Source organism: Gulosibacter hominis (genome assembly GCF_904842695.1).
In the GTDB taxonomy this organism is placed as follows: Bacteria; Actinomycetota; Actinomycetes; order Actinomycetales; family Microbacteriaceae; genus Gulosibacter; species Gulosibacter hominis.
In genome coordinates this window covers 20,935-35,572 of sequence record NZ_CAJGWQ010000019.1, presented here as the reverse complement: position 1 = coordinate 35,572, position 14,638 = coordinate 20,935, and the positions used below count along the sequence as shown (strand labels likewise).

Below are 14,638 nucleotides of genomic sequence, written 5' to 3'. Positions count from 1 at the left end.
GTGCGCAGCGGGGCGCGCGGGGGAGGAGAGAGCGGGGCACGCGGGGCGCGGTGCGCGGGCAGCACGAGCGCGCGGCTACATCGCTTCCAGCGCGTCCGGCCCCTCGGGGAGAATCTGACCGCCATCCACCACAATCGACTGGCCGGTCACATAGCGGGCACCATCAGAGGCGAGGAACGCCACAGCCTCACCGATGTCCTTCGGTTCGCCGAGCATCCCCAGCGGTACTGCTTTCGCCATCTCGGCAAGATAATCGTCACCCAGCGCCTTCAAACCAGGCGTCACAATATTGCCCGGCAGCACCGCATTGATCGTGATCTTGTCGCCCGCCAGTTCCATCGCGGCAGAGCGGATGAACCCCATCTGTGCAGCCTTCGTGGCACCGTAGTGCGACCATCCCGGATAGCCGGTGAAATTGCCGGTGATTGACGAAGTCACCACGATGCGGCCGCGGCCCGATTCGCGCAGTGCCGGAGTCGCGGCTTGCACCATGTGCATCGTGCCCTTGACGTTGACATCGAAGATAAAGTCAATTTCATCGTCATCCAGTTCGGCAAGCCGAGTCTGCGGGTATACCCCGGCATTCGCAGCGAGAACCGAGAGACCACCGAAGTTGGCGACTACCTCATTCACCACCCGGAGACACGCTTCCTTATCGCGGACGTCCAGCAGCCGGGCGTCGAATCCAGCTTCTCGGGCCTCGGCGCACTCGGTTTCGGTCACGCCAGTAACGGCGACCCGAGCACCGTGGGATGCGAGCACCTCGGCAATGCCACGGCCGATTCCCGTGGTGCCTCCGGTTACCAGAGCCGTGCGTCCAGCAAGTAGTTCCGTCATCGTCACTCCTAGATTTCGTTGATCGTGGGGGACGGCTGCACCGTAGCAATTTGAGATGTCGGCAGGCGAGGGACGAACTCTGTTGCGAGGGGGCGGGTGGAACCTGCCTGCTGCTAATCCATCCGAATGCCGATGAGAATCAACACGGCAGCAGTGATGAGACAGGCGACGGCTGCCGCCGCAAACACCCACACCTGCCCGGTGGAAATCTGTGACGAGTTGTTGGGGTTGTAGCGCAGCGGAACCGCATCGCCGATCTCGTGTGGCGGCGCCTTGGCGTAGTTCGCCGTGGCAAAATGTGTGGCCCCAAACTCATCGACGAGCTTGAATACGGGGCGCCAGACCCTGCTCCTGTCGCCCGACTCGTCCTCGATGTTCGCCACCACCCGGCCCACGGTCGGATGCCACCGCCGGAACCGGAAGAACGCCACCGCGAAAATGGCGCTCATCCCAACCGTCATCACACCCAGTGCGATCAGCAACCAGTCCATCAAACCCTCAATTCCTTGGTGCTCAGGCGTACCGTCACCCTCGCAACTGCGGGCAGCATATTGACCCAAAATCACTACCAATCACAGGTCAACTTTCACGGTTTAGCATCCTGGCAGATTCACGCGCAATGAGTCACAGTTTAATTATCAATAGTCAGGAGTCACCATGGCTTTCTTTGGGCGGCGCAACCGCAAACAAGAACCAGAAGAATCACCCGAGTACCTCGCGCGCGAAGCCGAGATGGATCGGCTCACCGCGGCCGAGCCAGAACCGACAGTGGTCAGCATCGAGGACCTCGCGAAATCGATTGCTCCGCCAATGCGCGAGGCACTGAGCAATGGCGACCTGGGCGCCTATGACGCGCTCTATCAGGCACTCGCCAGCAGCGAGGAACGAGTGATGTGGCTGAATGCGGCGACGTGGTACGTCGACGATATTGGGGAGCAGGCCCGACGTGAACTCCTCGAACGCTGTCTGCGGCATAACTCCGCTGCGAGCCTCATGCTGGCTTCGAATATTGCTCTGAGTTGCGCCTTTGACGAGCGCGGCAGCGGCACCGCAGACCAGGTAACCGATGCCGGCAAACTTGGTTTTGCGAGTTGGAACGAACGGGCGCGCGACTTGATGGAGCAGTCGGCGAAACTCAGCAACTACACCGACCCATTCGCTTACATCCTCGGCCACGGCGCAACTGTGGGCGGCGGCACTGAAAGCTCGCTTGAACACGCCAAGAAATGGCAGGCGATTGACCCGTGGAACCCCATGGGGTGGAACAACCTCATCCGTCAAGTGGATGCTCGGTGGTCGGGTGACACGACGATCCTTCCGCAGATCGCCCTGTATATTGCCGAGAATGCACCGGAGGGCCATCCGGTGCTTGCTGAGGCCGTCTATGCACTCAATCAGCACTGGAACACGCTGTGGACGTTCGGCGAGCTTTCTACGACGGACGCCGACAAGGCGGTGTGGCAAACCGACCACGGCGTGCATGTCGTGTGGACCGCATTCGAACGTTTCGCAGGCAAATACGAGGGTGGTATTCGTGCCATCTCTCTGTGGGACATGTTCGCTTACGGGCTCTCGCTCGTGGGCCTGCATGAGGAAGCGTTGTCGGTGATGCGGCAGCAGCAGTCGGTGTGTATCGAGCAACGCTGGTCGATGCGCTACACCACACCCGAGGAAGGATACGAGTTCCGTCGCCGGCGCGCGATTCGAGTGTCGTATCGACGCGCGCATCCGCTTCCCGAAGACGCACATGAGGACGTCGAATGGGGGCCAAAGGGCCCGCCCGTGCTGTAGCGAGGTCGGCTACCAGGTGGGGATGGGGGCGCGTTCGTCTGTCGACATCCCGTAGGTTGCACTCGCATCTGCCAGGGCCGAGGCGAGTGCAACCTCACCCGGGGCAAACAGCAGCGGCGGCGGCTCCGTGGCCAGCAACTCCGCCGCATTGGGTGTCGTCGGCATGACGATGCCGCTGCTGAACACGGCCCCGCTCGCGCGCAGCTCAACCAACTCGGCCACCAGGCGCTTATTGCCCGTGCCGAACGCAAGCTGCGCGGCAACCTCGAACGCATCGGCGGCATACTGCGCGGCGTAGCTACGCCGTTCGGATGCGAGCGAACCATCGAAACTGCGTAGGTGCAGGTAGACAGCTGCCCGAGTCGCGCGGCGGAGCGCCGCAGAAAGCAGCGGCAACTCGAGGTAGTTGTTGGTGCCGTGCCACTGGGTGATATAGCGCGCATGTTCGGTATCGAGACCGGCGGCATAGAGCGGCTGGTTGATGCGGACCGCCAACTCACTTGCCTGCTCGAGCCGCGCGAGTGCGGCATCGTGGTGACGCTTGTCACCCGTGAATCTGGCGGTGTCTTGCTGGATCACTGCGAGCTGCATCAGGGCATAGGCCTGACCTGGCTGGTCGCCCGCAGCCGCACTCTGTTGCAGCGCCTGTTCGGCTTCACGTCGGGCAGCTCGGAGATCGGTTTCGGAGTGATACGCCATGCCGCGCGCAGCTGCGGCAGCAGATCGATGCGCCTGCTCGAGATGCGCACCAAAGCGAGCAACATGATCGGAGTACTCACGATGAGCATCACGAGCAGTCTGGCTGCTTGCCGCGGCCGGAGCTAGCCTCGACCCCACCCGGCGCTGCTGCGCATTCGCAATAAAGCTGCGCAATTGCAGCAGCTTGGCGCGCAGGTCAATGTTCTCGCCCGCGTTAGCCAGCAGCGCTTCGAATCGGTCGAGCGACAGGCTCGCCTCGTCGAGCTGGCCGAGACGAGCCTGTGCCTGCGCCAGCCCGAGCACCGATTCGGGCAGCAGGCTCGGTACCGCGCGGCTCGCATCCACCGCTCGCCGATAGTGCTGCACCGAGTCCGCATAGTTGCCCCGCAGTATCTCGATGGCGCCGAGCGAGAGCATCCCGGCGGCGGTACGATGCTCGGGTTCGCAGGTTTCCGGGGCGAGTTGCAGGGCCGCGGCGGCGTCGGTGGCAGCGCTGTCGAGATCTCCGCGCACCTGATGCACTCGACAGCGCGCGGTCAGCGCCGACCAGCGGTGGTCGTTGTTCCGCGTCGTGTCGTCGCCGCGTTGGCGCTGTCGCTCGATCAACAGGAGTGCCTCATTGAGTCGAGCGAGTGCCGTTTCGGAATCGCCACCATTGAGGTCAAGATGATGTGCGAATTGATGGATGCGAATGGCTGCATCATCGCGGGACGCCTCGTCGGTGCAGCTATTGGCAGCCTGTACGGCCCCAGCAAAGGCGGTCTGCCACGCCGGGTTTCCCACCGCCAATTGGGTGGCGGCAAGTTCGAGCTGTTCGCGCGCTCGGTTCGCGGCGGCATCAAAGCGCAACATGCCGACCAGTTTGGCAGAGCGCCACGAAAACTCCCTGGACTAAGCTGTTTCGTCACGACCACAGGTGCGAGGACGCGGAGGAGGGCACGCATGGATCGGTGCGCCCGCAGTGTGGCGATCAACCTGGCCTGGCGCGAGCTCGAAATCGCCGCCCCTGCTTTCACCAATCGTGAGGGGCGAGTGCTGGCCCGTGCGCTGAAGTGTCTCCTCGATCCGCTCGTGTTGCAGCCACGCATCAACACCGAAATTGGTAGTGCGGTGCTCGATGCCGAGCAGATGGCGCGCCTCCGAGAGCTACTCGCCGCGGCACAGCAGCGACTTGAGTCGGCATCGCAATGGTACGACCTGCTGCGGGCGCAGCGTCGCGCCCAGCGCATCACCGCAGGCAACGCGCAGGAACTGTACTTTCCCCGCGCCTTCGAACTTGCCACGCAGCTTGGCGAGCCAGGGGTGGATGCGGCCGAACACTGCCGGGAAATGCTCGCCGAGGTGCATTCGCTTGGCGGCGACGCAGAACTGCTGCGGGCCGCGTTCGATGCCTCCGAAACGGTGGCTCGGCTCGAAACCGAACTTCAGCGCGAATGGGACGCGGCGATTGCACAATCGGCTCCGCTGACCGACGAGCAGCTCACCGAATTGGCTGCGGCAACGCGAACGGTACTGAGCGAACCCGAACGCAGCCGGGATGCTCGCCGAAGCTGGGCAATGCTGCGCGATCATCTCGCGGCGGAACTCGGGGGCGCGCTGCGGGTGCAGCCGCGGGTTGTCGAGCGGTTCGCAGCCGCCGCCCAGAGCGACTTGGCTGCGCAATCGGTTACCTGCACATCACCGCTCGCCGCACCCGCGCTGACGGTTGAGGTTGAGCATCCCGGTGCGCTTGATCGCTCGATTGAGGGCCGCGTACGGGCTGCCATCCGACGATTGCAGACCTCCGGGTTCCCAGTGGATCGCGAGCTGCTCGATGAAGAACTCGAACGCAGCTGCGAAGCCTTCGGGCTGCGCGATACCGACCTCGCCGCCACATTCGTTGCCGGGATGCTCGTGGCCGGTTGGGTGCGCCCGCTCGAGTCGACCACGCATGCCGGAGCGCCACAAGCCCTGCACCACACCATTGCCCGGGCACGCAACGAGGCCTATGTGCTCTACCTGCGCCGCGCGCTGCACTCGGGGCGTGGCGTGCATCCCGAACAGGAACCCGTGGTCGACGATCTGCAGGACTTTGCCCGGCACTATCTGCGGCGATTGTGGACGCGGCTGCACGGCCGGGATGTGTTGGAACTCGGTCTCGACCTTGAACATGAAGCCACTGACCTGCTGGAAGGCATCGTGCGGTCGACCCTGCACGATCAGCGCCAACGGATGCGGCGGGCGCTCGAACAATTCGGCAGCTGGGATGAGGATGAGGAGCTGAACGATGCAATTGTTGCGGCGTGAACTCGATGGCCTCGCGCAGTTCGCCGCTGCTGACGGGGCACCGCTCGGTGGTGCAGCTGAACGACTGGGCGTAGAGCTTCCCGGAGCCCTGCTTGAATGGCCGGTGACTGCCGAGGCCGGCGCGCTGCCGGTGATCACGGTGCGGGATGCGGCTGAAGCCGACTGGTTCTGGCAGCTCTTTGGTGAAGCTGCCCACCTGGCGCTGCTCGACGGCGAAACATCGCTGGAGGTGGCACCTGATCACGCGACCCTCACAGCAGTGCAACGGCTCGGACGCGCGCTGTGGGCACGGGCCTGGTGGCCGACAAGTGAACGTGAGGGGATCGCCCCACTCGATGATGCGGTGCTTGCCGCTGAAATCGTGACGCTGAGCATTGACCTCGATGAACTTGCCGGTGACGCACTCGACAGTGAACGCGAGATCGCGCTGGCGGCGCACTCGCGCGACGAATTTGCCCAGTTGCTCAACGATGACGAGGAGTCGGTGCGCACGCTGGGTGAGCGGCTCTTCGCGGCGCTCGAATGGGAGTTCCCCGCGGCGGCACCCGCGATGCGCCGGCGGGCTGACTATGCGCTCGCGGCATCGGCTGAAGCAGAAACGGCTGCCAACGTCCTTGCCAGTGGGGCTGCAGCCTTGGAATGGCAGCGGGTACCCGCCGGCATATTCGACGCCAGCGAATCGGCGATTCACTGGTCGGTGGATGCGCGCCCCGATCCGGTGCTGCACGTGCTTGTCGACCTCCTTCCTGGAGCCGATCCCACCGGCATCCCGGTGGCCGCGCAGCTCGGCACTAACCTCACGGGGGAAGTGCTCGGCACCCTGGATGCCCGCGGCGGGGCCGACCTGCCGCTGCACTTGAGTGCCGCGGAAATCTGGGTCCAAGACTGGGCCGAGCTGCGCATCCGGGTGGGTGCCGTAGGCAAGGGCGACGAAGATGCCGCGCTGCGCCAGCGGGTGCGCGACCATGCGCGCTCACGGCTCGTGCAAGACGACGAACTCACCCTTACCGCTGAGCGTCAAGCTGCCGCCGAAGACTTCTAGAAACTTCTTGCGGTCAAACTCGTGATTGGTAGGGAAACCCGGGCCATACCTTGAGTGCAACAGAACTCAACGGGGGTTCTGAACAACGAAAGGGAAGCTCCAAAATGTTCCGCAAGACCACTTTCTCGCTCACCGCAGTTGCACTCCTCGGCATCGCCACGCTTACCGGCTGCGCGACCGGCGACAATGCCGCCGACACTGACGAGGCAGCCGCAAACACCGCGCAGGCCGACACCTCCGCCGACACCGCAGCTGACGGCGGTGAAGCAAGCGGCTCGGGCTCGACGGGCGGCTCGTACTCGCTCAAGGTTTCGGGAACCGACATCACCATCGACGACCCCGTGGTGGCCTGCCAAGAACAGGGCGGCCAGTACGCACTCGGCGTCGTCTCGGGCAGCGGCTCGGCGACCACCGCTGATGGTCTCGGCGCCGTGCTGAGCGGCAAGGACAACCCGACCGTCGTCTCAGTGGGAGTCGTCGACTCGGAGGGCAACGCGATCGCCTATGCCGAAGGTGCTGGGATGGGCTCGGCTGAGGTGAAGGTTGACGGCAACACCTACACGATCACCGGTAAGGGCGTGGCCGCAAACATGAGCGACCCGACCTCGATGGCCGAGACCGAATTCGAGTTCAGCATCACCTGCCCGTAGCGGGCCGGCTGCGCAAAGCCACGGGAACGGGGAGGTGTGGGGCCGAGCAAGTGCTGCGGGCCCCTCACCAGTTCCAGTAGCAAGACACTTTTGTTTGAGAGGATTCCGGCATGGCGCGAACGCTGCTGCTGAAATACGCCGAGACGGGCACCCTGTATTCGGCGTGGCGTTGGCAGGATGTGCCGGCGCAAGCAGAAGCAGCCAAGCTTGATGCGCAATACCTCGAACAGGTGCAGACTGCCCTCACACAATGCCTGCCCGAACCGCAGGCAGACGAGAGCGGCGACGCGGCACTGGAGCGGGCACTCACCACCGGTTGGCTCGCGCAACCCCAGACCGCGTTTCAGCTCGGTGGCGGACTCGGCGACAGCCTCATCCCAGCCGAGATCGCGGGGGCGCTCCGCACAGAACGCGAGCGGGGCACACGGCCGCGGCTGCGCATCCAGGTTTCACCGAGCACCGCGCGGGTGCCCTGGCCACTGCTGCGAATCGGCCCTGAACGCGAGCCGCTACTCGAGCTGGCCGACCTCGAGTTTGCGCCACCCGCATCCCTTGCCGCCTCAGCTCGACCGATCAACCATCGGGGTGACTCGGTGGTGGCCGTTATCGATCCTCGGGTGCCCGGCGCATCCCCAACTTCGGCGCTCGGCTCAGTGCTGGGCCGACCGCAGCAAGACGACGCCCTCGCCGCGCTACTGCGCCACGGCGTGCGGTTGCGGCCCGAAGCCAAGAACTACTTGGAACTGGTGCGCCGTCGAGACCTTGACGAGCGCTGGTTGCGCGAGCAGCTGGCGGATGCGGCCCGGTTCTTGTATGTAGGTCACGCCACGAACAGCGAAAACGCGGATGCTGGCGCCGGTGCGGCGCTCCATCTCGCCGGTGCCGGGCCGCACGTGCCGGTCACCGCGGCGCAACTCGTGCGGGATGCCTGGCAATTCCCAGCGCGATGCGCACTGATCGCCTGCGGCTCGGCGAGTGACCTGCGCGACCTCGAGCCGATGGGGCTCACGCTCGCGGCATTGAGCTGCGGTGCTGACCTCGTCACCGCAACTTCCTGGCGGCTGCCAACCAACGCTGCGATGGCGTTGTTTGCCGGTGCATCCAGTGACCGTCAGCCCCTGCGCGAACTCGTGCTGGCGGTAGACCTCGCGCACGACAGCCGTGATCCGGTGACTGCGCTGGGCGATTGGCAGCGCGAGCGGCTGCTGGCCTGGGATACCCATGGCGATAGTGGCGATTCACCGCTGGTTTGGGCATCAGTGGTTACCTATACCCGAGGAGGCGGCGTCGCTCGCCGTTTTGACCTGTCTGGCCCCGAGCCAGACAGCCAGTGTTGATCGCAAACAACAAGAAAGATTGTGAGAGGTAGCCGCATGCTTGGCATCATTCTCGTGCTGATTCTGTCCTGCTTGAGTACTGCTGCACTCACTTACGCTCTGGTTGCCATCGCCGAAGGGCAGTGGGACCCTGCGCTGATGGGCGGCATTGGTTTTGTTGCTGGGGTCGCCGCGATTGTCGGGTTGGCGGCACTCGCCCAGCGGGGCCAAGACCTGGTTCGATACCGAATGATCAGGGAACAGCGGCTCGTGGCCCCGGCCGTCGTGAATAGCCTGAAACGCATCGATTCCGAAGACGATGGTCGCGGGAACTATCGAATTACCGCGACGGTGTTTCCGCCCGATCTGCCGCCGTATCGCACACAGTTCGATCAGAGACTCGACCCGATCACGGACGCCGGGGTGTGGCAGCGTGGCATGGCGTTTCGCGCGCAGCTGGTGAATACCGAGACTGGCGGTGTGATCCATGCTGGCAAGCTGGATGCAGCAGCAATTCCCGAGAGCGACCGCAAACCGAAGGCTTGGGAGGCCGTTCGACGCGACTATGTCGACGGCGATGCGGCTCCCTACCACGGGCCAAAGGTGGCGGGTGTCAAGCGCAAGTCCTGGCGGTCGATGGAGGTGCCGGAAGCAGCGAAACCGCATCCGCTGAGGCGGCCCATGCTGTGGGTAGGTGCCATCGCGGGGATCGCGATCATGGCACTCCTCTGCCAGGGATCGATCGCCAACACGATTGACCGCGTGCAGCGGGGCGAGCTGAGCACGACCGTGTATGAATCTTCGGTGATTGCTCGAGCGGGGGCACAGGACATTCTTGACCGGTCGGGCAGCGACAAATTCTATGCGGTGTACTTGAATGACAACAATCTCAGCGCTGATGTGCCAAGCGAGCGTGCCGGAAAAGTTGAGGATTGGCGAACCAGTCGCGATAGCGCGTTCCTACCCGGCACCTTCGAACCGTGGACCGAGATGACCATCACCAACTACAACGAGTTGAGTGACGGCACCACCTTCGGCATCGACGATGTGCGCTGGGAGAACCTGCCCAAGGTCGTGAGCGACGCGCGCGAGGTTTGTAAACGTGACTACCCGGCCGACCTCGATTTTCAACAGGTGCTGATTTCGGTCAAGAACGATCAACTGCAGTTCGAATACCGCGGAAACCTCACGACCGGGGAGAACTGCAATCTCAGCTACACGATGGCTGGGAAACCGATCGGTCGCTAACCTCTGGCTGCGGTTTTGCCTGGTTGCTACCGTGCCGCAGGCTGATGGGCGGTGTGCTGCTACCGCACCGCGCGCGGGCGAATCGCAAGATCGCTGATCTGCACCTCTGGTGGCGCATCCACCGCGAAACGCACCGCGCTCGCAACCGTGGCCGGCTGGATATAGCGATCGGGTGTGTATTCGCCGCCGATGCCGTCCTGTAACTCCACCTGCATCGGGGTGGCCACCTGGCCGGGCAAGATTGTCGCCACCCGAATCGCATCCGGTTCAACCTCGAGCCGCAGCGAATCGGCCATGCCCTTGAGCGCGTGCTTGGTGGCGACATACACCGACATTTGTCGCGCGGGACGAATTGAAACTCCCGAGCCGATGAACACCACGGTGCCCTTGGATGCGCGCAACAGCGGCAGCGCCAGGCGCGTGAGTGCCGCCGGCGCGATCACATTGGTGGCCAGTTGGCGCTGCCACTCGGCGGTGTCGGTGTCGGCGAACCAGCCGGGCGTGCCCACCGCGGCCGAATGCACCAGCGCATCCAATCGCGGCAGCTGCGACACGAGCTCGCAGACCGACCCGCCCTCGGCAAATACCGCGGCATCGCTGAGGTCGGCAGAAAGTGTGGTGTTGGCGCCGCAGTTTTCGAGCCGTTCGGTGTCGCGCCCCAGGCCGATGATCTCGTGCGTGGCGGTGAGTTCGGCCACAATCGCGCGGCCGATGCCGCTGCTGGCGCCGGTGACAAGTGCGACGGGTTTCGACATGATGCTCAGCCTAGGCTGCTGAGATTTGCGGCTGCTGGATAGGTGCGGCGGGCGTAGGATGGTGCATATGACTGAATCGGTAGCAGGCGCCACTCGCGGCATTGTGATCCACATCAACTCGGATGATCCGGCGCGGTTGTTCGGCGCGTACCAGTCGGGTGCCAACGCCATCAAGGTGCTCGGCGACGATGTGCAGGTGAACATCGTGGCGCAGGGCGGATGCGTGACCGGTGCGACCCATTCATACGCCGGATCGAGTGAGCTTGAAAACGCCCTCGCCGATAACTCGAATGTGCACATCTACCTGTGTGCGCTCGCGGTGCGTGCTCGCGAGATCGCCAAGGATGACCTGATCAGTGACATCAAGCTCGCGCCCACCGCGACCGCGCTGTGCGCGCAGCGGCAGTTCGAGGGCTGGGCGTACGTGCGGCCGTAGCTGCACGCCCTGTTCATCGCGCCGGCGGCGGTGTTCGGGTAGGGACCTCTGCCCGGTGTGGGCTGCCTCCGCCCGGCTGCCCCCGCTCCGGCTGCCCTCGCTCTGCTCCGGCTGCCCCGCTTGGACTGCATCCGCCCGGCTGGGACACCTCCGCTCCTGCGTAAGGAAAATTGTTTCCTGACTTCAATTCAGGAAGGAGATTTGTTTCCTGGCTGCAAAACCGCGGTTTCAGGCCTGTTTCCGGCTCTCAAAGCCGTTTTTGCAGCCAAAATTCTGATCGCAGGAAACAAAAATCCGCAGACAGACGGGCAGGCAGGTGGGCCGGATGCTGTTGCTGCTGGGCCGGCTGGCGCAGGGCTGGCGCGGGGTTGGCGCGGGGTTGGCGGCTGGCGCTGGGCTGCAGGGCTGGGCGCAATAGTGGGTCAGCCTAGAAACGGGCCAGCCTAGAAGTAGTTCTCCATATACTCGGGTGAGCCGATGCCAATTGACTCAAAGTGAGCTGCGCGGGCGACTTCGTCTTGCAAATATTGCAGCTCTTCTGGGTCGATCTGGCCAGCCTGAGTAGCGTGGTTGAGGTCTTCTTGTGCATCCTCAAACGCGTACGGTTGCCAGACGGTAAGGCCGATGCCTTTAAAAACCCACGCAGCGGGAGCTTCACTGTCGTCAACGGGTGCGAGCTTGTTGCAAGCCCGCAGGTATTCGGTGCAGTCAGCCACGCCCAGTTGGGACAGGTTCTTGCCGTTGAGCTCTACTTCGACGCCGTTGCTATGCGGATTCGTGTGAAACTCAATGAACTCAACCCCCGTGCGTCCGAGATGCACCTGTACTGATGCATCAGCGAACGTCAGGCGGTGTTCCTCAACCTGTGGCTCAGGGTCGCCAAGTACCGCACAGACCGCTGACCGGTCATCACCAAATCGGATTGTTCCGTTGCCGAGCGGTGCACGGAACTCTGCTCCGATGTTGGGCAGCAACGTTACGGAAGTGTTCATGTGTGATTGCCTTTCGACGTGGTCGGCAGCGGGTGCCTGGCCGAGACCCTGTGTTCTGCCGCTAACCTAAGACTCCGCCAAGCAGGTAAACGGGAGCGCCGCGTTGGCAGGTTAGTGCCCGGCGTGAACGGTGCGCGCAGACGTTTGCACGGCTGCTGCAGCTCCGCCAGCTCCTACTCGCGAGCGCACCACTGCATCACCAAATTGGATGCAGTGGTGCGCAAACAACTATTTGCTAGATGCATTTGTGTTGCGGTTGGCTGATCTTGCACGTAGACGGCTGCCGCCACACATAACGCGCTGTGCAATGAAGCCAGCGCAAGCTGCGGCAGCGAGAGAACGGAGATCATCTATGCCGCACGAAAGCACCGAAGTCGTTGTGGTGGGGGCGGGACAGTCTGGCCTCGCGATGAGTGAACATCTCACTAACGCCGGTATCCCGCATCTGGTTCTTGAAAAAAACACGATCGCGCACTGCTGGCGCAATGTGCGGTGGGATTCGCTCGTGACCAATGGGCCGGTATGGCACGACCGCTTTCCAACCCGTGAGTTCACGAGCGTCGACCCCGATGAGTTTGCCACTAAAGATCAAGTGGCAGACTATCTCGAGGCGTTTGCGCAGCAGATTCACGCGCCAGTGCGCGAGCGGGTTGAGGTGACGCGCGTCGCCAAGCGTGAACATGCGCGTGGATTTCGGGTCGAAACCACCGACGGCACCATTGAAGCCAATTTTGTGGTTGCCGCGACCGGTCCGTTTCAGCAGCCGGTGATCCCGCCGATCGTGCCGCAGAGCGATCACATCCTGCAGCTGCACTCAAATCAATACCGCAATCCCGAACAGCTCCCGCCCGGGCCAGTGCTCGTTGTCGGAGCCGGCAGTTCGGGCGTGCAGATTGCTGCCGAACTCAATGCGGCCGGCCGCGACACCTATCTTGCCGTGGGTCCGCACGATCGTCCGCCCCGTCGCTACCGAGACCACGACTTTGTGTACTGGCTCGGTGTGCTGGGGAAGTGGGAGATGGCCACCCCCGCAGTGGGTGCCGAACATGTCACTATCGCCGTGAGCGGTGCAGCTGGCGGGCACACCGTTGATTTTCGCCAGCTCGCTTATGACGGCATCACGCTGCTGGGCCGTGCCGAATCGTGTGCGGGGAGTGTCATGCACTTCGCTAATGATCTTGCGCGCAACATCCGCAACGGTGATGCCAACTACCTGAGTCTGCTCGACGAGGCTGATGCCTATATCGCCGAAAACGGTCTTGATTTCCCCGAAGAACCATCGGCTCGCGAGATACTGCCCGACCCCGATTGCGTTACGCATCCATTTCTTGAGCTCGATCTCGACAAAGTCGGGATTTCTACCATCATCTGGGCTACCGGATTCCGGGTCGACTATTCGTGGCTACCAGCTCGCGCGGTGGATGCAGAGGGGCGGCCACTCCAGCAGCGTGGCGTGTCGGTCGAGCCGGGAATCTATTTCGTCGGCCTGCCCTGGCAGTCGCGTCGCGGTTCAAGCTTCATCTGGGGATGCTGGCACGATGCCAAATATATTGCCGATCAGATCACCATCCAGCGCGGATATGCGAGCTATCGGCCCTCGCCCCACAAACTAGCTAGCGTTTGATTCTTCGAGCACCTGTTGAACAATTTCGACGAAGGCACGACTGCGTGCAGTCGGACGGGTCTGGCGCAGCTGGGCAATTACGAGTCGAAGCGAGGGAACCTCGTCGGCGATTTCGAGTGCGATAGCCCGCGGGCCAGCATAGGTGGTGTCGAAGGCCGGCTGCTGGTTGAGGATGGAATATCCCATGCCAGAGGCGACCATGGAGCGTAACGCCTCAAAATTGGGTGTTTTGTAGCGGATCTGTGGAGTGCCGCCAGCGGTGCGGATGAGTGTAAGAAAGTACTCACGGCTGTCGGGCAGGTCGAGCAACACAAGCGGCTCATCCACCAGTTCAGAGAGGTGGACGCGTTTTCGCTTCGCGAAGCGGCTTGTGTCGGCAACGATGATGTAGGGACGAATTGCGCCAAGTGGTGCTGTCACGATGTCGTCTGCCGCGCTGAATTCGTAGGTGATGGCAACTTCCGCGCGACCGGTGCGTAGGTCGGCCAGATTCTGTTCGTGATCGCCACCAAATACTTCCAGACTCAGTTCGGGATGCTCGCGTGCGATATGGCTCATTACCTGCGGCAGGATGGTGGGGGTAAGCGTGTCAAATACTGCCACGCGCAGAGTGCCGCGAAGCGCGGCGGCATCGGCCTGGATGGCATCGATCATCGAGTCGAGCTGATCAAACAGCAGGGCTGTTTCTTGTTGTAGCCGCTCACCCGCGGGAGTGAGCACCAGTCCCTTGGCATGGCGCCGAATAAACAGTGACGTGCCGAGTGCTCGTTCAAGCTGCGTGATGGAACTCGAAACTGCTGACTGGGCGACGTGCAGCTCCTGGCTGGCTGCGGTCATGTTCAACGTGCGGGCGCAGGTAGCAAAATAGCCGAGCTGTGCGAGGGTGATTGAAAACCGGGCCACGCTGCCTCCATCTTCTAATCAGATAGTGTTTATAGCAGTTTTCTATTTTACAGATGCAT

At 63.0% G+C, this 14,638-nt stretch carries 14 protein-coding genes; 8 read left to right on the top strand and 6 right to left on the bottom strand.

Annotated elements, in window-relative coordinates:
• Positions 1 to 75 precede the first annotated feature (75 nt).
• Positions 76 to 837 (bottom strand): 3-oxoacyl-ACP reductase FabG, encoded by a 762-nt coding sequence (gene fabG / locus JMV54_RS09850; protein ID WP_201518746.1) that lies wholly within the window; start codon positions 835 to 837, stop codon positions 76 to 78.
• A 113-nt stretch (positions 838 to 950) separates the two neighbouring features.
• A complete protein-coding gene (locus JMV54_RS09845) occupies positions 951 to 1,328 on the bottom strand; it encodes a DUF3592 domain-containing protein (RefSeq protein WP_201518745.1) in 378 nt (125 codons plus the stop codon).
• A 166-nt stretch (positions 1,329 to 1,494) separates the two neighbouring features.
• Here JMV54_RS09845 and JMV54_RS09840 point away from each other — a divergent pair, with 166 nt between their 5' ends.
• Positions 1,495 to 2,628 carry a hypothetical protein gene (locus JMV54_RS09840; protein ID WP_201518744.1) on the top strand — a complete coding sequence of 378 codons (1,134 nt, stop codon included), beginning with the start codon at positions 1,495 to 1,497 and terminating at the stop codon, positions 2,626 to 2,628.
• A 9-nt stretch (positions 2,629 to 2,637) separates the two neighbouring features.
• Here JMV54_RS09840 and JMV54_RS09835 read toward each other — a convergent pair whose 3' ends face one another.
• On the bottom strand, positions 2,638 to 4,179 hold the full coding sequence (locus JMV54_RS09835) for a tetratricopeptide repeat protein (RefSeq protein WP_201518743.1): 1,542 nt from the start codon (positions 4,177 to 4,179) through the stop codon (positions 2,638 to 2,640).
• A gap of 90 nt (positions 4,180 to 4,269) precedes the next feature.
• Between JMV54_RS09835 and JMV54_RS09830 the strand changes: the two genes are divergently transcribed.
• From JMV54_RS09830 to JMV54_RS09810, 5 genes are all read left to right on the top strand, one after another.
• Complete coding sequence (locus JMV54_RS09830) at positions 4,270 to 5,613, top strand: hypothetical protein (protein WP_201518742.1); 1,344 nt, start codon at positions 4,270 to 4,272, stop codon at positions 5,611 to 5,613.
• On the top strand, positions 5,594 to 6,655 hold the full coding sequence (locus JMV54_RS09825; protein WP_201518741.1) for a hypothetical protein: 1,062 nt from the start codon (positions 5,594 to 5,596) through the stop codon (positions 6,653 to 6,655). Before JMV54_RS09830 ends, JMV54_RS09825 begins: the two co-directional genes overlap by 20 nt.
• Before the next feature lie 104 nt (positions 6,656 to 6,759).
• On the top strand, positions 6,760 to 7,305 hold the full coding sequence (locus tag JMV54_RS09820) for a lipoprotein LpqH (protein ID WP_201518740.1): 546 nt from the start codon (positions 6,760 to 6,762) through the stop codon (positions 7,303 to 7,305).
• Between the two features lie 110 nt (positions 7,306 to 7,415).
• Positions 7,416 to 8,642 (top strand): CHAT domain-containing protein, encoded by a 1,227-nt coding sequence (locus tag JMV54_RS09815; protein ID WP_201518739.1) that lies wholly within the window; start codon positions 7,416 to 7,418, stop codon positions 8,640 to 8,642.
• 36 nt (positions 8,643 to 8,678) lie between these two features.
• Positions 8,679 to 9,869, top strand: coding sequence for a hypothetical protein (locus JMV54_RS09810; protein ID WP_201518738.1), 1,191 nt, complete (start codon positions 8,679 to 8,681; stop codon positions 9,867 to 9,869).
• A 59-nt stretch (positions 9,870 to 9,928) separates the two neighbouring features.
• On the opposite strand, the gene JMV54_RS09805 is transcribed toward JMV54_RS09810, so the two are convergent.
• Positions 9,929 to 10,624 (bottom strand): SDR family oxidoreductase, encoded by a 696-nt coding sequence (locus tag JMV54_RS09805; protein WP_201518737.1) that lies wholly within the window; start codon positions 10,622 to 10,624, stop codon positions 9,929 to 9,931.
• Positions 10,625 to 10,691: 67 nt separating this feature from the next.
• Between JMV54_RS09805 and JMV54_RS09800 the strand changes: the two genes are divergently transcribed.
• A complete protein-coding gene (locus JMV54_RS09800; protein ID WP_201518736.1) occupies positions 10,692 to 11,060 on the top strand; it encodes a DsrE family protein in 369 nt (122 codons plus the stop codon).
• Between the two features lie 443 nt (positions 11,061 to 11,503).
• On the opposite strand, the gene JMV54_RS09795 is transcribed toward JMV54_RS09800, so the two are convergent.
• Complete coding sequence (locus JMV54_RS09795; RefSeq protein WP_201518735.1) at positions 11,504 to 12,052, bottom strand: hypothetical protein; 549 nt, start codon at positions 12,050 to 12,052, stop codon at positions 11,504 to 11,506.
• A gap of 352 nt (positions 12,053 to 12,404) precedes the next feature.
• On the opposite strand from JMV54_RS09795, the gene JMV54_RS09790 reads away from it, so the two are divergent.
• Entirely contained in the window at positions 12,405 to 13,676 is a 1,272-nt protein-coding gene (locus JMV54_RS09790) for a flavin-containing monooxygenase (protein ID WP_201518734.1), read from the top strand.
• Here JMV54_RS09790 and JMV54_RS09785 read toward each other — a convergent pair.
• Positions 13,662 to 14,579, bottom strand: coding sequence for a LysR substrate-binding domain-containing protein (locus JMV54_RS09785; RefSeq protein WP_230972910.1), 918 nt, complete (start codon positions 14,577 to 14,579; stop codon positions 13,662 to 13,664). The genes JMV54_RS09790 and JMV54_RS09785 overlap by 15 nt on opposite strands.
• Between the last annotated feature and the right edge of the window lie 59 nt (positions 14,580 to 14,638).